Raw genomic sequence first — 15,392 nt, 5'->3', positions numbered from 1 at the left:
ATGACGCAGACCGCTTCACCGTACTTCGCCCCGGCCTCGGCGATCCCCTCCTCCTGGCTGTACGAGTCCTTCCGGATCGCCAACGAGCGCGAGCGGGAGCACCCCGGCCAGATCAAGCTGCACGTGGGCGAACCCGCTTTCGGCCCGCCGGACTCCGTGGCCAAGGAGTTCGCCGACGCCGTCCAGGAGGGCCGGGCGCGCTACATCGACGTACAGGGGCTTCCCGAACTCCGTGAGCGCCTCGCGGAGAAGCTCGACACCGTCAACCGCATAGACACCGAGCCCGGCCGGCTCTTCGTCTCCCCCGGGTCCTGTCAGGGGCTCAGCGCCCTGATGCGCTGTCTCGCCGGCTCGGGCGCGGAGATCCTGATGCCGGAGATCCACTGGCCCGTGCATCTGCAACAGGCCCTCCTCGCCGGGTTCCGCCCGGTGTTCTACAAGCTCGACGAGCACTTCGCGCCCGATCCCGAGTCGATCCGGCAGGTGGCCACGTCCGCGACCCGGGTGCTGCTGCTCAACACCCCCGCCAATCCCACCGGTGCCGTTGCCGGCCTCCCGCTGCAGCAGACCCTGTACGAGATCGCCGACGAGCGGGGCTGGCAGATCATCAGCGACGAGGCCTACGAGGACTTCGCCTTCTCCGGCCCCCACCTGTCCATCGCCGCCCTGGAGCGCGACCGCCCCGCGTCGCAGCGCATCGTCAACAGCGTCTTCACCTTCTCCAAGGGGTCGGCGATGACCGGCTACCGGCTCGGGTACGTCGCGGTGTCGCGGCCGGAGACGGCCGCCGCCATGCGCAGCGTCCAGGAATCCTGCATCATCGCCCCCAACGCGCCCGTCCAGTACGCCGGTCTGGCCGCCCTGGACGCCTCGGGGGCCCTCGCCGACAACCACGACTTCGTGCGCGGGAACCGGGACGCCGCACTCGCCCCGCTGGTCGAGGAGGGGCTGCTGCCCGCCCTGCCCGGCGGCGGCTGGTACGCCATGGCCGACATCTCCTGCACCGGCCTGACCGGTGAGGAGTTCAGTGCCGAACTCATGCTCCGCCACGACGTCGTGGTGGTCCCCGGCAGCGGTTTCTCCGCGCAGCCCGAGTTCGCCGCCGACGGCACGATGCGACCGCTGAAGCCCGGCGGTGCCGCGTCCGGCCTGGTCAGGATCGCGTTCTGCGTCGAGCGGGAACAACTCGTCACCGGAGTGGAGCGCCTGGTCGCCCTCGTCCGTGAGAAGCGGCAGCGGTGACACCCACCGAGGTGACCTACACCTCCTACCTGAAGCTCGACGAACTGCTGACGCTCCAGCAGCCCCGCACTCCCAAGGACGACGCGGACCTCGCCACGCTCCTGTCCGAACAGTTCTTCATCGTCAGCCACCAGACCTGCGAGCTGTGGCTGAAGCAGATCCTGGGCGATCTCGCCGCCGTGGAAGGCTACTTCCTGACGATGACCACGTCGGACCTGGAGCGGTCCGTCGACCTGCTCTACCGGTCCAGCGAGCTGCTGCGCCTGCTGCACGAACAGCTCATGGCGCTCGAACGGCTGCCGGTGGTGGACTTCGCCGAGTTCCGCCAGTACCTCGGCAGGGCCAGCGGCGCCCAGTCCAGCCAGTCCCACCAGCTGGAGCGGGTACTCGGCAGCGCCGACCGGACCGGTTCCCTCTTCCTCGCCTTCCGCTCCGGGCTGGAGCGGACCGGCCACGACCTGGAGAAGATCGTCGCCGCGGGTGTCGAAGCCGGCTCGTTCCACCGCGTCATCGAGGCGATGCTCAGGGTCGGCAACGGCTACTTCCAGTGGAAGATCGGGCACGTGGGCCTGGTCATGAAAATGCTCGGGGAGCAGCCCGGCACCGCCGGCACCTCGGGGGCGGCGCACCTCATGGGTCGCGCGACGATGCCGTTCACCGAACTCCACGAGCTGCGCGGCAAGGTGCACGAGGTGCGCCGCCCCCGGGCGGGCTGACCGCGCAGAGCAGCGCCCCGGAACGCGCAGGTGCGCGTTCCGGGGCCCGGCCGGATCAGGTGGCGGCCTCCAGGATGTAGCCCCGCCCCCACACGGTGCGCAGGTTCAACCGTACGCCGTCCAGCCGCTGGCGCAGCCGCATGATGTGCAGGTCCACCGCGTTGCTGGTGACCTTCTCGTTCCTGATCCGGCCCAAGGCGTCCTTCAGGGTGTCCCGGTGGACGAGATGCCCGAAGTCGGCCAGGAAACATCGCATCATCTCGCTCTGCGCCTCGGACATGGGCACCGACTGACCGCCGTAGTAGAGGATCCCGGTGGGGTCCAGCGCGGGCACGAAGTCGGGTCCGGTGCGCCGCTGGAGCGTGTGGACGCGGGCCGCCAGGTCGAGGCGGTCCACCGGCGGACGGACCCAGTCCTCGATGGGGGAAATGTCGCTCGGCGGCGCCGTCCGGCCCTCCAGGACCAGCAGGCACGGCAGTCCCGCCTCGCGCAGCTGGTCGCGTTCGTAGCTTTGCACCGGCCAGCGGAGGAACCTGATTTCCTTCTTGTGCGTAAGCGTGGCCATGGTCCTGCCCCTGTTCTGTCCCGTAACAAGTGACAAATCGTGGCCGCGGTCCGGCGGCGGCGTCGGGCCATGCGGACGTCCCTGCGGCATCGCCGCGAAAGGGCGGCCGACGGTGCTCCCGGAACCGTTCCGGGGGCGCTCGCATGAGGTTCTGCCAGTGGCATCGACACCGGAATACCGCGGTGACGTCGTCACCGGACCCCGTGGGTCCGATCCTGCCGCGTCTCGATTCCGAGCCGATGCCGGGTGGATTCTGCCTCGACGGAAACTGGATTCCGGCCGGAGAGCGACGCCCGTTTCCCTGCGACGGACCTGGCTGAACGCCGAAAGAACCGCGACACGTTCGCGTGGGAGGGCCCGTTGATCGGCAAAGCATGCCGGAGTGGCGGCGACATCACCGGCCCCACCACTCCGGCCACGATCAGGAGCACACGATGACCAACGAGAACACCGCACCGAGCCAACGCGTCGCCGTCGTCGGCGCCGGCATCACCGGCCCCCTGCTCTCACTGTGCCTGGCCAGGCTGGGTTTCGATGTGGACCTGTACGAGGCCTACGTGCGGCGGGCGCAGGACGTGGGCTCGTTCCTCAACCTCGCCCCGAACGGGCGGGCGGTACTGGAGCGGCTGGGGCTGGCCGACCGGATTCTCGAACAGGGCGTCGTGGCGGCATCCATCGACTTCACCAACCACAAGGGTTGGGAACTCGTCCGGAATCCGGAACGCACCACCAACATCATGCGCGGCGAACTCAGCGGCGCCCTGCGGGAGTCGGCCACCGACAGCGGGGTGAAGCTGCACACCGCCAAACGCCTCGTCGCGTTGGACGAGACCGGTGACGGCCGCTGGCGCATCAGCTTCGAGGACGGCACGCACGCCGAGGCCGGCATCGTGCTCGGCTGCGACGGCGTGAACTCCGCCGTACGGAGCCTGCTGCTCCCCGACGCGCCCCGGCCCGCCTACACCGAGGTGGTCGGCTCGGGCGGCCGGTCGGAGATCGGCACCGGCGAACTGCCCGTCGACGGCCGGTTCCACATGGTCTTCGGGCTGCGCGGGTTCTTCGGGTACCAGGTGGTTTCGCCCGGCGTCGTGTGGTGGTTCGAGAACCACCAGGAGGCCCGTGAACGCACCTTCGGTGAGCTCGCCGAGATCGACGACGCGCGGTGGGTGGCCGGGCTGGCCGACCGGCACCGTCCCGACCCCGCCGTGGTCCGGCGCATCCTGAACGCATCCGCCGGTCCGGTCGGCCGGTGGCCGGTGCACGAGGTGCCCCCGCTGGACACCTGGCACCGAGGGAGCGCCGGGGTGCTGGGGGACGCGGCGCACGCGGTGGCCCCGCACCTGGGAGCGGGCGCCGCGCTCGGCCTGGAGGACGCCTACGAGCTTGCCCTGGCACTGCACGAACACCCCTCCACGGACCGGGCGTTCACCGCGTTCGAGGAGTCCCGGCGGGGACGGGTCACCGCGATGGCGAAGCAGGCCCGGCAGACGGGGGCGGTGATGACCCCCGACCGGTGGATCACCCGCGTGATACGTGACCTGATGCTGCCGATGGCTATCAAGCAGGGGGTGCGCAAAGGCACCGAGGCCTATTCCTACCGGCCTTCGCCGTGGCCCGTGACGGGCGCCTGAAAGGGCCCCGGGAAGGGTCGCTGACACCGGTTCCTCGCGGGGGCGCGCCCCCGCGAGGAACCGGAAGGTGTCTCAGCGCAGAGGACCGGTGACGATCCACAGGTGACCGAACGGGTCGCGCAGCCGTCCCTCCCGCTTGCCGTACGGCCGGTTCTCCACCGGTACGACCACGGAGCCGCCGCCGGCGACCATCCGCTCGGCAACGGCGTCCTGGTCGGTGAACTCCGCCTCCAGAAGGACCGGGGAGCCGCCGACATCGTCGGGCGACAGCCAGCCCCACTCGGACACGGCGGGGGAAAGGGAGAGCGGGGAACCACCGATCCGTAGGACAACGACCATCAGTCGGCCGCTGTCGTCCTCGGCTCGGAATACTTCCTCGGCGCCCATCGCCTTCTGGTAGTAGGTCGCAGCGGTATCGGGATCCGGGACGATCAACCGTGGCGTCAGACTCATGTGTTGACCCTATCCGCCGCCTGCGGACGCCCGCAGGATTCGACGCGATCAGTTCACGCCACGTCCTGCGGCCCCGCCCCTCCGGGCGCCGAACGAACGGCCATGGGCGAGCTTGCTGCGAGCGGGAGCGACGGAACACGGAGAAGTGGGACGGAACCGGAGCAGGGCCATGAACGGATCGCCGCAGCCCTCGCCCACGCCCTCCAGCTGCCCGGGAGCGACGGCGCCTGAACGCTGTCTCTGCAGCCCCGGGCCAGGTCCACCGACCCCACTCGCCGAGCACGCCGAGCACACCGAGCGACGAAACGGCGCCTCGGCAGAGGCCTGGCAGTTAACGGCCATGGGCCTTCCAGGCACGCAGCAGCGTCTTCTGCACCAGCACCGTCCTAGGTCCTGTCTGGGGTTCCAGCGCGGGAGAAGGAGCGGCGTCTGGTGCCGTCGAATCCGAGGCGGAGGAGGGAGCCGAATGGGGTCTCCCCTGTTCGAGCGAAGCCGAGAACTCGGGGAAGGAGCGTCGGCGACCGACGACAACGCCGGAGGCGGCGGTGCCGGACGCCGCGACGCCGCGGGGGAACTCCAGACAGGACCTAGCCCACCGTGGGCAGGTACCGCGGCGCACGCCGGCCGTCCAGCCGGTGTTCCACCGCCGCGCCCAGGGACAGCAGGTCGGTGTCCTGGCCGTTGCCCGCCATGAGGAGCAGACCCACCGGCAGCTCGCCCACGAAGCCGGCGGGCACCGACAGTGAGGGGTAGCCGGCGACGGCAGCGGGGGTGGACGACGGGATCACGTCGTTGTCGCCCCGGGCGCAGTCGGTGGTCCACGCGGGCGGGTTCGCCGGGGATGCGATCGCGTCCAGGCCGTGCGCGGTCATGACCTCGTCGATGGAGCGGCGGGACAGGTTCGCCAGTTCCGCGCGCATCTCCACGTACTCCGGATCGGTGGTGGGCGGGGCGGCGAGGGCCTGTTCGAACAGTTCTTGGCCGGCGAAGCAGGTCTGCTCCTGCGGGTGGGTCCGGTTGAACTCGATCAGCTCGGCCAGGTCGCGCGGGCCGTTCCGGGTGGCGAGGTAGGCGTCGATGTCCCGGTGGAACTCGCTGAGCAGCGCCGGGAACTCGAGTTCGGCCAGTCGTGCCTGATACGGGAGGTCCACCTCGACGATCTCGGCACCCGCGGCTCGCAGCCGCTCGGCCGTTCGCGTCATGAGGGCGTCCACCTCGGTGCCGAGCACCGGCAGCCGCCAGAGGCCGATCCGTTTGCCGTGCAGTGAGCCGGGACGGGCCGCCGCGTCTGCGAGGTCCGCAGCAGTGTCGGCGCGCACGGTGTCACCGCCGCTGAGGACGGACAGGGTGAGCGCGGTGTCGATCACGTTCCGGGCCATGGGGCCCGCGGTGTCCTGTTCGGCGGAGATCGGTACGACACCGGACTGGCTGACCACGCCGAGGCTCGGCTTGAGGCCGACGACGGCGTTCATCCCGGCGGGGCAGACGATGGAGCCGTCCGTCTCGGTGCCGATCGCCACCTGTGCCAGCGACGCGGCGAGCGCCGCGGCCGAGCCGGCGGACGAGCCGCAGGGGTTGCGGTCCAGGACGTACGGGTTGTGGGTCTGGCCGCCGACTGCCGACCAGCCGGATGTCGGCCTCGCCGCGCGGAAGTTGGCCCACTCGGAGAGATTGGCCTTGCCCAGGATCACCGCGCCGCCCGCCCGGAGTTTCTTGACCAGCTCCGCGTCGTTGCGCGGTGGCTTCCCGGCGAGAGCCAGGGAGCCGGCGGTGGTCGGCATGTCGCGGGTGTTCACGTTGTCCTTGAGCAGGACGGGGATGCCGTCCAGCGGGCCGCGGGTCCTGCCGAGACGGTGCCTGAGGTCACTGGCCGCCGCTTGGCGCAGGGCCGTCGGACTGGCGTGCAGGACCGCGTTGATCCTGGGGTCGACGGCCTTGATCCGCCGCAGATAGGCGAGGGTCAGCCGGACCGAGGACAACTTCCCGCGGGCCATGCGGGCCTGCAGTTCGGGGATGGTGACCGTGTCGAGGTCGACGCCGCCGACCAGTGTCGATTCAGCGGATCGCGCCGAGTCGCCGGGGCGGGAGGAAGCGGCTGCCCGCGGGCCGGGCGCCACCGCGATCAGGGGGGCCACGACCAGGATCGCGGTCAGGGCCGCCGTGCTACGCATCTTCATGGCCGACAGCTCACTACACGGGGCCGTGCGGCACAAGGGGACCCGCCCTTCGCCGCGGCGTGGCGCCACCGGCGGTCCCGTACGCCCAACTCCGCCTTCGCAAGGGCGAGTTCTTTCCGCGCCCGGGCGCCCTCACGTCGCCGTCCCGCGAGTCCCCCGGCTCGCCGTCCTGACCGCCGGCGCCGAGACCTCCGTGCTGAGCATGGCCGCCCTGGTCGCCGCCGTGCGCGGCACCCTTCCAGATCGCCCAGTACCGCAATGAACGGCGGGTCGGCGGCATAGCCGTGATCGAAGGCTTCGCTGCCCACCTCGTCGGTGACGACGAGCAGCAGTTCCATGTCGCGCTGTTCCATCGGGTTCAGCGTGAGCGTGTGGGGTCAGTTCGTTCTGTCCCTGGGCCTCTCCTCCAGTGGTGGTGTCCTTCAGGGACAGCCAGGCCGAGGCGTTGACCGGGCGCAGGCGCTCGTCGTTGGGGATGTTGCCCCACAGTTCCCGGGGCATCGGGCGGACGCCGATCTGATACGTGACTTCGTCGTCCGTCGGGTTCGTCGCGAGGAACGCGAAGGGTTCCGGCGCGGCGGGGGCGGCCGGCAGGACGGCCAGGTTGTGCTGGGCCCAGTGCCTGTCGTTGACGGGGTCCGCGAGGCCTCCGGCGGCCACGTTGTCCAGCGGATGCCAGACCTTGGCCAGGAGGCAGATGTGGTTGCCCGAGCTCGCCGGGATACGCGCGGTGAGGGGTGCGGTCTCGGCCCGGCCGCCGTGCGGGGGCACCTCGACCGGCGAGAACCCCATGAACTTCGACGGGTCGGGGATGACCGGCCCGCTCACCGGCTTGGACCACCACAGGCCGACGTACGCCATCGAGGCGCTGTTTCCGCCCTGCCAGTTGCCGATGGCCACCTGGGCGGTCAGGTCCTGTCCGGGCTGGAACGCCGTCAGCGGCTGGATTCCCGAGCAGAGGTACCAGCAGACGCCGTTGGCACGGGCCGCTCGCCGTGGTCCTCCCCCACGTCGGGCAGGTCGGGCGGCGGGTAGCTGTGGATGTAGAGGTAGGGCCGGTCGTTGCCCCCGTCGTGCGGCTGCTGCTTCCGGCCTCGATCGGTGTCCATGGCTGGGTCCTCACAGGTCCTGGTAGGCGAGGATGTCGACGCCCACCGGGTCGTCGTCGATCGAGCCGCTGGTGGACCAGCACGGGTGCGCGGTGCCCCGGTCCGCGTCGAGGTCGAGGTTCCTGTCGCCTGGTGTGCCCCGGGCTACGTCCTCCCACCTGCGTACGCGGTCGGGGCCGGTGGCTGTGAGGACGATGGACGCGGACGAGAACCTCATCCGGACCCGGGCGTGGTGACTCGAACTCAGCGAGCCGCATCACCTCCGGGCCGCCGTAGCGGTCGTATTGAAGGCGCTTCACGAGGCGTATTCGTTCGAGATCTCGGTGGCGTAGTTCTTCCAGAGCGGTTGCATGGTCTCGGCGTTGACCGGCTGCCCGGAATCGATCATGGCCTTGAAGTCGCGGAAGTACTGCACATACAGGTCCGGCGTGAAGGTGTTCAGCATGACCGCGTTCTCGTCGCCGACGTTGGCGAACGTGTGCGGCGCCCCGGTCGGCACGATGACCCAGGTGCCCGGCCCGGCGTCGTATTGGTCCTCGCCGACGGTGAACCGGAAAGTTCCCGCCAGCACGTAGAAGCCCTCGTCATGCTGGGCGTGGCGATGCTGCAACGGGCTCGGGGTGCCCGGCGGAATGGTGACCTCGGCGAACCCCAGCCGGTGGTCGGTGTGCTCGCCGTTCTCCAGGATGCGGATCTGCTGCGCCCCGCTGCCGAGGATCTCGCCCTCACCGGGGCGGACGATGTTTACCTTCGCCACGACTTCTCCTATTGCTATTGCCTGCCTTGGTCACCACCATCCTTGTCCGGGCCGGCTGTGCGCGTCTTGGTCGTCTGTGCACGGTTGCTGGTTACCAGTGCACGGGCGTTGTAGCCGTACGTCGCCTTGAAGAGCTTGCTGAAATGGGTGGGATCGGAGAATCCCCACCGGGCGGCCACGGCGGTGACCGTACGTCCGCTTCCGGTCAGCTCGGCCCGGCAGCGCTCCAGGCGGCGACGGCGGATCAGGGCCGCGACGGTGAGCGGCTGGTCCTCGAACAGCTTGTGCAGCCGGCGTACGGATATGTTGTGGGTGGCGGCGATGCCAGGCGGGGACAGATCGGGATCGGCCAGCCGGGTCTCGATGTAGCCGGCGATCCGGCTCCGCAGCCACTCGTCCGGGGCCGGCTGTTCGTCGCCGAGCCGGGCCTCCAGTGCGACCGCGATCAGCTCGACGACGGCCGCCGCCGACCGCAGCGCCTCCGCCTCGCGGAACTCGGTCGCCGACCACGCCGACTGCCGGGCCAGCACGGAGACGAGAGCGCCCGGGCCGTGGCTGCCGTCGATGCGTACGCCGATGAGCCGGTCGATCTGCGCGGGCCGGATCCGAAGCTCCCGGCGCGGAACCAGGATGGTGACGTGCGCCGAGGCAGTGCTCTCGAACCGGAGCGTACGCGTGGGATCGAGCAGTATCAGGTCGGTCGGCCCGAGTTCGGCGTCGCCGCGCCCTTGCTCGATCCGCGTCCGGCCCCGGGTCATCACCTTGACCGCCAGGTTCTCGCCGTCGGAGGCGTCGCGCTCCCGCCCGATGCAGGCGCTCGCGGGCGTGTCGAGGGAAACCAGCCGCAGCGGCCCGAGGTCACGGGTGGCGATCCCGCCCCGGAAGCCGGCCCCAGCCAGCTTGTTGATCAGCGGCGGAAACCCGCTGGCGGCCAGCTCGTCCTGGAACGACTCAAGGTTGCCGATCATCGGTCAATGATAACGGCGACACTTCTGCTCAGGCACGGTGTTCGGCGGGGGGTTACAGCGGCACCGGCCCGCATCTGCTCTACCAGGCTCTGGTGCGCGCGGTGGACCGCTACACCGGCCGCAACGTCGTCGAGCGCTGCTTCAAATCGACTCAAACCGTTCCGCGCGATCGCCACCCGCCACGCCAAACGCGTCACCTGCTACCGCTCAGAAATCATCATCGCCGCCATCGTGTTATGGCTGCGTGCCGACCTACAGGACACGCCCTAGCTAGTTGTAGTCCATACCAACCGTCGCCTCAACGGGGCCTGGACCCAGCGCTACGAACACGGCGTTCCCGTCAGTGACCTTGAACCCGTCGAGGTCGATGGCACGACCGGGACGCCGGCCCATTTCAAGCCGGACGAGTCGCTGGGTTCGGTGCCCTGCCGGAGGATGGCGATCTTTCGCGCCTGGCCACAGCCTGGCCTCATCCAGAGGTTCAGGTCAATGACCAGCGGCTGCGGCGTCACGGGCCGAGGCCCGCCGACTGGAGCCGCCATCAGTGAGCGGCCGTTGGTTCTTCCGTTCGCTGAGGAAAATGACACGAAAGCGGGACTGTGTCACTGACACGACCGCGGAATCCGGCCTGAAAGTGCAGGTCACTGCAGCTCCAGAGGACACGGCTCGCCGGTGAAGCCCGTGCCGACAAGGCGTACTTCACAAGCTTCGTGATCCGCCACGACGACCTGGCAGCCGCCCGGGTGGACAGGGCGCTGGCCGTGACCGGCTTCGAGGCCCCGTGACCAGGCACCGCGCACCCCTGCCGGTGTTGCGCACGAGCGCGTGATACGCGTCGTAGGGGCCCTGATCGCCGCCCGGCACCAGTTGCCTGGCGCCCGGCCCCTGGACGATTCGGTCCTCTCCGGCGGCTGATCCGCCGGCCTTCCACGATGGGGACGGCATCCCCCGGTGCACGCCGCCCGAGGCGATCCGGTTCACAGCACGTGCGTCCTGGGCGCAGAAACCGGGACGCACACAGCCGCCCGCGACCTCACCGCACGGTCAGCGGTCATACGATTCCGCCGCCCACAGATTCGAGGGGGCGGCCATTTCCGTGCTCAGAACGAATGCCGTGGTGAACGACACGGTTGCGATGAGCTTCGTCGTTCTCTGTGCTTCTCATAACGGAAAAGCCGACCGCTTGGTCTAAGCGCGGCGAATCGTTCCTGCCTGCCTCTTCATCACGCGGACGATCGTTTCTGCGGGTGGCGCTTCATCGAAGAGCCGAGTGACCGGGCCGGCGAGCCCCTTCTCCTCGCTTCTCTTCACCGGCTCGGCCGACGGGTACTCGTCGGTCCAGAGCGGTCGCAGCCCGAGCGGGTACCGAATCTCCTCGAACTTGTCCGGGTGCGAAGTGTGCCCGTGTTCGGTGCCGGCGCTCGGCACCGGCGCGGGCCAGGCCTCCCGTTCGATGTCCTCCAGGCGTCGGCGGAAGTCGACGTGCAGCTCGTCCATCGTGTCGTAGAAGCTCTCCAGCAGAGAACGCATCCCATACCTCCTGTAGCCACGCCGGCCGTCGGCTCTCACTGTGCCGATACGGCAGAGGGGACCTGGGCTGTACAGGGACGGCGGTGCGTTGTTCGCTCGTGACGTTTACGGATTCCAGACTCCCCAACGACTCCCACCGCCGAAGGGGAACGTTCCAATCGGGTGATCCCGTCCGGAGTTGACACCACGTGACCGGTTTGTCCGACCACGAGCCTTCCGGGTTCTGTGACGGCCTCTCACAGAACCCGGAAGGGAGTCACCGCCTGCGGGGCGCCCAGCCGTTGCCCACGCCCGCCACGTGCAGGGCCAGAGCCGTGAGCCCCAGCAGCATCACGTTCGTCGAAGAGAACACATCGTTGGTACTGATATCCGCCGCGTTGATCAGGAACGAAACGAAGAACAGCACTGCCGCGACTATGCCGAGCATGACGAACCCCTCTCATCGAAAGTTCACCTCCTGTACCCCCTCGCCGGATACATAGGCGGCCTCCTGGCCCTGCGTCGCCGGAAGGCCCGCGAAGGATCGTCGGCTGTGCGCGAGGAGTTCGCGTACCGCGGGGATGTGTGGGCTCTTCCAGATCAGGGCGAGCAGTGCTGGTGCTTCGACGTCGTCGATGGTGCGGGCGGTGAGGCGGTCGCGGTGGGTCGCGGCCATCGATTCGCTGAGGACGGCTACGCCGAGGCCGCGGGCGGCGAGGTCTGCGATGGCGTCCGCGGCACCGGCCTGCATCGCGATCGAGGGGTGGAGATGCTGTGCGGCGCAGGCCTGGTCGAACACGGCGCGCAGGCCGGTGCCGGGCGGCATGCACACGATGGGGTGGGCGGTCAGGTCGCTCAGGGTGACCCGCCGCTGTTTCGCCAGGGGGTGCCCGGGCGGGACCGCCGCGACGAGCCGTTCGCTGATGATCGTCAGCGCGTGGAGTCCGTCGGGGGCGGCTGTCGCGGTTCCGATGAGTGCCAGGTCGACGGCGCCGGTTCGTACCCCTTCGGTGAGCCGGTCGGAGCTGTCCTCCAGCAGGGAGATCTCCACGCCGGGGTGCGCCTCGTGAAATGCGGCGAGGGCTTCGAAGAGCGGGGTGAGGGTGCAGCCGACGACCATTCCTACGGTGAGCCGGCCCCGTATCAGGTCGGTCACCTCGTCCACCGACCGGCCGATCGCTCCGACTGCGGCGAGCGCGGCGCGGGCGTGTTCGAGCGCGGCCCTCCCCGCGACGGTGAGCGCGACGGTCCGGGCCGACCGGTCGAACAGCTCGGCACCGAGTTCTCGTTCCAGTTGGCGGATCTGGGCGCTGACGCCGGACTGGCTGATGTGCACCCGCTCGGCGGCGCGGGTGAAGTTCCGCTCTTCGGCGACTGCGACGAAGTACTCCAGTTGCCTCAGTTCCATGCCTCTGGATTCTAGTTTACAGAAGAACCATCTGTTGGACTTCTGATAAGTGGGCGATCACGCTGGGGAGTGCCGGAACCACACGTGAGGAGGAACCCATGCCGGAGTACGAGAAGGCCATGCGGCCCGAGGACATCACCCGCTTGTTCGTCGACCGGTCCAATGCCGGTGACGCGGCCGGGGTCGCCGCGCTGTACGAGGAGGACGCGGTGCTGGCCTACCCGCCCGGCGAGCGGACGGTCGGGCGCGACGCGATCCGTGCGCTGTGGGAGAAGGTGCTGGCCAACGGGCCCCGCTTCGAGCCGGAGCAGCCGCTGCCGACGCTGATCAGCGGCGACATCGCCCTCACCTCGACCCCGCCCAGGGACGGGGCCGGTGCGCGGGCGCAGGTCGTCAGGCGCCAGCCGGACGGGAGCTGGCTGCGGCTGCTGGACCAGCCGGAGTTCGCCCCGCCCAGCCGCTGACGTCCGCAGTCGCGGCGGGGGGCCGGGTTTCGCATCCCCGTACGCTCGGTTCCATGCCCCGAAACCCGAGGAAGCCCCGGCGGCTGGTCGCCGACGGGCGCGTGTACATGTGGACTCTGGGTCACAGCCACGGTGTGACGGACAGCGGTCAGTCGTGCTGCGAGACGCTCACGCTGTCCCCGCAACCCCCGGGTACCGGTGGGCCGCTGCGCATCGTCTTCGGCCAGGGTCCCGGCCGGTACGTGCCGGGTGGGGCTCCCCTGGGTTCCGGGGATGTGGGGTACGTCCGGGGGGCCTCCCTCAACCTGCATGCGCCCGGCGCCGTCCGGGCCCTGCTCGACGCGGCGTTGGACCGCGGGTGGCAGCCGGAGGAGCGGGGCCCGGTGGAGATCGACGGCTGGTCCCTGCTGGAGGCGGCCGCCGCCGCGCGGGACGGGGGCGTGGGCCCGGAAGAGTGACCGCCGCTCGCGTCCTCAGTGGTGGTCGTTCGGGGTGCCTATGGCGGCGGCGGCCTCCCGTACGTGCGGGATTGCCCGTTCGGCGAGGTCCGGGTCGGATGTGACGACGTTGATCGCCGCTCGGACCGGCCAGCCGGGCAGGGGGGCGGCGACGCCGTGTGCGCCCACGTTGACCTCACTGTGGGTGATGACGTAGCCGGCCTCGCGGATCACCTGGACGCGGTCGGGTTCCGAGGCGCGCGGAGGGCCCGAGGCGAGAGTGGCGAGGCCGCCCGAGCCGTGGTCGAGGGGGTCGCGGCTGCCCTTGCGGTACCAGAACAGGGGGCCGTCGGTGGGCGGTTCGGCGACCACCGTGGTGACCGCCGCGGTGCCGATGGCCTCGACCAGGCTGGCGGTGGCGTCCAGTTTGCGGGCGAGGCGGTGGAGGACCGGTTCGGCGATGGTGCGCAGGCTGGGGCCCGTATCGCCGAGGAGTCCGGGCACGGCCGGGCCCACCACGTAACGGCCCTCGTCGTCGCGCGTCGCGAAGCCGGTCCGGTGGAGGGAGACCAGCAGGCGGTGCGCGACGGAGCGGTGGAGGCCCGTCGCGGCGGCGACCTGGCTGGTGTTCAGCCCGTCCGGGTGGCGGCTCAGTTCGACGAGGACGGCGAGGCCGCGCTCCAGGGTCTGCGAGCCGCCGCTCTCGGGGTCGTTCGGCGGGGTCATGGCGCCTCTTCGGGGATCGGCCGGATCGTGGGGAGGATCCTGCCACGGACCTCGCCCAGGCCGATGCGGCCCCGGGCGCCCGGTGCCGAGTAGCGCAGGACCACCTCGTCGCCGTCCTGGAGGAACGTGCGCTCCTCGCCGCCCGCCGTCCAGGTCTCCTTGCCGCCCCACGAGAGTTCCAGGAACGAGCCGCGCTGGTGCTTGTCCGGTCCGGAGATGGTGCCGGAGGCGTAGAAGTCGCCGACCCGCAGCGAGGCGCCGTTGACGGTGAGGTGGGCGAGCATCTGCGCGGGCGACCAGTACATGGACGCGTACGGGGGGCGTGCGACGACGGTGCCGTTGACCTCGACCTCCACGTCGATGTCGTATCCCGACGGGCCCTCCTCCCGCAGGTAGGACAGTACGGCGGGCTCCTGGCCCGGCAGGTCGGTGCGGGCGTGTTCGAGGGCGGCGAGCGGGGTGACCCAGGCGCTGATGGTGGTGGCGAAGGACTTGCCGAGGTTGGGGCCCAGCGGGACGTACTCCCAGGCCTGGATGTCGCGCGAGGACCAGTCGTTGACGCCGGTGACGCCGAAGACGGTGTCGGTGAACTCGGCGGTCGTGACGCGCTGCCCGAGCGGGATCGTACGGCCGACGACGAAGCCGAGCTCGGCCTCGATGTCCAGGCGCAGGGACGGGCCGAACGTGGGTGCCGGGTCGGTGGGGGCCTTGCGCTGGCCCGCGGGGCGGTGCACGGGTGTGCCGGAGACGACGATGGAGCCGGCGCGGCCGTGGTACGCGACCGGCAGGTGACGCCAGTTGGGCATCAGGGCGTCGCCGTCGGGGCGGAAGATGCGTCCGACGTTGGTGGCGTGGTCCACGGAGGCGTAGTAGTCGACGTAGTCGCCGACCTCGAACGGCAGGTGCAGGGTGATGTCGGCCAGCGGGACCAGGCGTACGCGGTCGCGGTGCGCGGTGTCGGTGAGCAGTTCGGTGGCCCAGGCGCGGACCTCGGCCCAGGTCGCCGGGCCGGCGGCCATGAGGGGGTTGAGCGCGGGGGCGTCGAGCAGCGGTGTCCAGTCGGGGCGCAGGGCGGCGGCCGCGGCGGCCAGGTCGAGGGCGTGGTCACCGATCCGGACGCCGATGCGCGGGGTGGTGTCGTCGGTGGAGAACACGGCGTACGGAAGGTTGTCGACGTCGTACGCGCTGCCGGCCGCGGCCTCTGCCCAGGTGGCGGGGTGGGTACTCATG

At 70.3% G+C, this 15,392-nt stretch carries 18 protein-coding genes; 5 read left to right on the top strand and 13 right to left on the bottom strand.

The features are described 5' to 3' along the window. Both OG242_RS32590 and OG242_RS32585 read left to right on the top strand, forming a co-directional pair. The gene (locus OG242_RS32590; RefSeq protein WP_164641867.1) at positions 1-1,242 is read left to right on the top strand and encodes a pyridoxal phosphate-dependent aminotransferase; all 1,242 of its coding nucleotides are present in this window, start codon (positions 1-3) and stop codon (positions 1,240-1,242) included. Then, positions 1,239-1,958 (top strand): tryptophan 2,3-dioxygenase family protein, encoded by a 720-nt coding sequence (locus OG242_RS32585; protein WP_331739063.1) that lies wholly within the window; start codon positions 1,239-1,241, stop codon positions 1,956-1,958. Before OG242_RS32590 ends, OG242_RS32585 begins: the two co-directional genes overlap by 4 nt. A 55-nt stretch (positions 1,959-2,013) precedes the next feature. Here OG242_RS32585 and OG242_RS32580 read toward each other — a convergent pair whose 3' ends face one another. After that, the gene (locus OG242_RS32580; protein WP_331739061.1) at positions 2,014-2,523 is read right to left on the bottom strand and encodes a winged helix-turn-helix domain-containing protein; all 510 of its coding nucleotides are present in this window, start codon (positions 2,521-2,523) and stop codon (positions 2,014-2,016) included. A 434-nt stretch (positions 2,524-2,957) separates the two neighbouring features. On the opposite strand from OG242_RS32580, the gene OG242_RS32575 reads away from it, so the two are divergent. Further along, complete coding sequence (locus OG242_RS32575) at positions 2,958-4,154, top strand: NAD(P)/FAD-dependent oxidoreductase (protein ID WP_331739059.1); 1,197 nt, start codon at positions 2,958-2,960, stop codon at positions 4,152-4,154. Positions 4,155-4,226: 72 nt separating this feature from the next. Here the strand turns inward: OG242_RS32575 and OG242_RS32570 are convergent, their stop codons facing one another. From OG242_RS32570 to OG242_RS32525, 10 genes are all read right to left on the bottom strand, one after another. Next, positions 4,227-4,607, bottom strand: a complete 381-nt coding sequence (locus OG242_RS32570; protein WP_331739057.1) for a VOC family protein — start codon at positions 4,605-4,607, stop codon at positions 4,227-4,229. Between the two features lie 587 nt (positions 4,608-5,194). Continuing rightward, positions 5,195-6,784, bottom strand: coding sequence for an amidase family protein (locus OG242_RS32565; protein WP_331739055.1), 1,590 nt, complete (start codon positions 6,782-6,784; stop codon positions 5,195-5,197). Positions 6,785-6,916: 132 nt separating this feature from the next. Continuing rightward, positions 6,917-7,684: a hypothetical protein gene (locus OG242_RS32560; RefSeq protein WP_331739053.1), complete on the bottom strand. Its 768-nt coding sequence runs from the start codon at positions 7,682-7,684 to the stop codon at positions 6,917-6,919. Between the two features lie 35 nt (positions 7,685-7,719). Continuing rightward, positions 7,720-7,893: a hypothetical protein gene (locus tag OG242_RS32555; RefSeq protein WP_331739051.1), complete on the bottom strand. Its 174-nt coding sequence runs from the start codon at positions 7,891-7,893 to the stop codon at positions 7,720-7,722. Positions 7,894-7,903: 10 nt separating this feature from the next. Beyond that, entirely contained in the window at positions 7,904-8,110 is a 207-nt protein-coding gene (locus OG242_RS32550) for a hypothetical protein (RefSeq protein WP_331739049.1), read from the bottom strand. A 78-nt stretch (positions 8,111-8,188) separates the two neighbouring features. After that, positions 8,189-8,650 carry a cupin domain-containing protein gene (locus OG242_RS32545; protein WP_024494953.1) on the bottom strand — a complete coding sequence of 154 codons (462 nt, stop codon included), beginning with the start codon at positions 8,648-8,650 and terminating at the stop codon, positions 8,189-8,191. Positions 8,651-8,664: 14 nt separating this feature from the next. Then, complete coding sequence (locus OG242_RS32540) at positions 8,665-9,618, bottom strand: helix-turn-helix domain-containing protein (RefSeq protein WP_331739036.1); 954 nt, start codon at positions 9,616-9,618, stop codon at positions 8,665-8,667. A gap of 1,188 nt (positions 9,619-10,806) precedes the next feature. Continuing rightward, positions 10,807-11,148, bottom strand: a complete 342-nt coding sequence (locus OG242_RS32535) for a hypothetical protein (RefSeq protein ID WP_405901799.1) — start codon at positions 11,146-11,148, stop codon at positions 10,807-10,809. Positions 11,149-11,404: 256 nt separating this feature from the next. Next, positions 11,405-11,575, bottom strand: a complete 171-nt coding sequence (locus OG242_RS32530; protein WP_203593332.1) for a hypothetical protein — start codon at positions 11,573-11,575, stop codon at positions 11,405-11,407. A 12-nt stretch (positions 11,576-11,587) separates the two neighbouring features. After that, the gene (locus OG242_RS32525; protein WP_331739031.1) at positions 11,588-12,535 is read right to left on the bottom strand and encodes a LysR substrate-binding domain-containing protein; all 948 of its coding nucleotides are present in this window, start codon (positions 12,533-12,535) and stop codon (positions 11,588-11,590) included. A gap of 98 nt (positions 12,536-12,633) precedes the next feature. On the opposite strand from OG242_RS32525, the gene OG242_RS32520 reads away from it, so the two are divergent. Both OG242_RS32520 and OG242_RS32515 read left to right on the top strand, forming a co-directional pair. Continuing rightward, positions 12,634-12,999 carry a nuclear transport factor 2 family protein gene (locus OG242_RS32520; protein ID WP_331739029.1) on the top strand — a complete coding sequence of 122 codons (366 nt, stop codon included), beginning with the start codon at positions 12,634-12,636 and terminating at the stop codon, positions 12,997-12,999. Positions 13,000-13,052: 53 nt separating this feature from the next. Then, positions 13,053-13,457, top strand: a complete 405-nt coding sequence (locus OG242_RS32515) for a hypothetical protein (RefSeq protein ID WP_331739026.1) — start codon at positions 13,053-13,055, stop codon at positions 13,455-13,457. 15 nt (positions 13,458-13,472) lie between these two features. On the opposite strand, the gene OG242_RS32510 is transcribed toward OG242_RS32515, so the two are convergent. Together OG242_RS32510 and fahA are read right to left on the bottom strand one after the other, a co-directional pair. Then, a complete protein-coding gene (locus OG242_RS32510) occupies positions 13,473-14,162 on the bottom strand; it encodes a helix-turn-helix domain-containing protein (RefSeq protein WP_331739024.1) in 690 nt (229 codons plus the stop codon). Then, positions 14,159-15,391 (bottom strand): fumarylacetoacetase, encoded by a 1,233-nt coding sequence (fahA, locus tag OG242_RS32505; RefSeq protein ID WP_331739022.1) that lies wholly within the window; start codon positions 15,389-15,391, stop codon positions 14,159-14,161. The genes OG242_RS32510 and fahA overlap by 4 nt, the downstream gene beginning before the upstream one ends. Between the last annotated feature and the right edge of the window lies 1 nt (position 15,392).

The organism is Streptomyces sp. NBC_00727, assembly GCF_045161745.1.
In the GTDB taxonomy this organism is placed as follows: domain Bacteria; phylum Actinomycetota; class Actinomycetes; order Streptomycetales; family Streptomycetaceae; genus Streptomyces.
The sequence above is the reverse complement of the archived record's forward strand: the minus strand, read 5'-3'. Positions and strand labels throughout refer to the sequence as shown.

Excerpts from the sequence above, each read along its gene's own strand:
- OG242_RS32590 (WP_164641867.1), top strand. The coding sequence starts at position 1 with ATGACGCAGACCGCTTCACCGTACTTCGCCCCGGCCTCGGCGATCCCC.
- OG242_RS32580 (WP_331739061.1), bottom strand. The coding sequence starts at position 2,523 with ATGGCCACGCTTACGCACAAGAAGGAAATCAGGTTCCTCCGCTGGCCG.
- OG242_RS32575 (WP_331739059.1), top strand. The coding sequence starts at position 2,958 with ATGACCAACGAGAACACCGCACCGAGCCAACGCGTCGCCGTCGTCGGC.
- OG242_RS32570 (WP_331739057.1), bottom strand. The coding sequence starts at position 4,607 with ATGAGTCTGACGCCACGGTTGATCGTCCCGGATCCCGATACCGCTGCG.
- OG242_RS32565 (WP_331739055.1), bottom strand. The coding sequence starts at position 6,784 with ATGAAGATGCGTAGCACGGCGGCCCTGACCGCGATCCTGGTCGTGGCC.
- OG242_RS32555 (WP_331739051.1), bottom strand. The coding sequence starts at position 7,893 with ATGGACACCGATCGAGGCCGGAAGCAGCAGCCGCACGACGGGGGCAAC.
- OG242_RS32550 (WP_331739049.1), bottom strand. The coding sequence starts at position 8,110 with ATGAGGTTCTCGTCCGCGTCCATCGTCCTCACAGCCACCGGCCCCGAC.
- OG242_RS32540 (WP_331739036.1), bottom strand. The coding sequence starts at position 9,618 with ATGATCGGCAACCTTGAGTCGTTCCAGGACGAGCTGGCCGCCAGCGGG.
- OG242_RS32535 (WP_405901799.1), bottom strand. The coding sequence starts at position 11,148 with ATGCGTTCTCTGCTGGAGAGCTTCTACGACACGATGGACGAGCTGCAC.
- OG242_RS32530 (WP_203593332.1), bottom strand. The coding sequence starts at position 11,575 with ATGCTCGGCATAGTCGCGGCAGTGCTGTTCTTCGTTTCGTTCCTGATC.
- OG242_RS32525 (WP_331739031.1), bottom strand. The coding sequence starts at position 12,535 with ATGGAACTGAGGCAACTGGAGTACTTCGTCGCAGTCGCCGAAGAGCGG.
- OG242_RS32520 (WP_331739029.1), top strand. The coding sequence starts at position 12,634 with ATGCCGGAGTACGAGAAGGCCATGCGGCCCGAGGACATCACCCGCTTG.
- OG242_RS32515 (WP_331739026.1), top strand. The coding sequence starts at position 13,053 with ATGCCCCGAAACCCGAGGAAGCCCCGGCGGCTGGTCGCCGACGGGCGC.
- OG242_RS32510 (WP_331739024.1), bottom strand. The coding sequence starts at position 14,162 with ATGACCCCGCCGAACGACCCCGAGAGCGGCGGCTCGCAGACCCTGGAG.
- fahA (WP_331739022.1), bottom strand. The coding sequence starts at position 15,391 with ATGAGTACCCACCCCGCCACCTGGGCAGAGGCCGCGGCCGGCAGCGCG.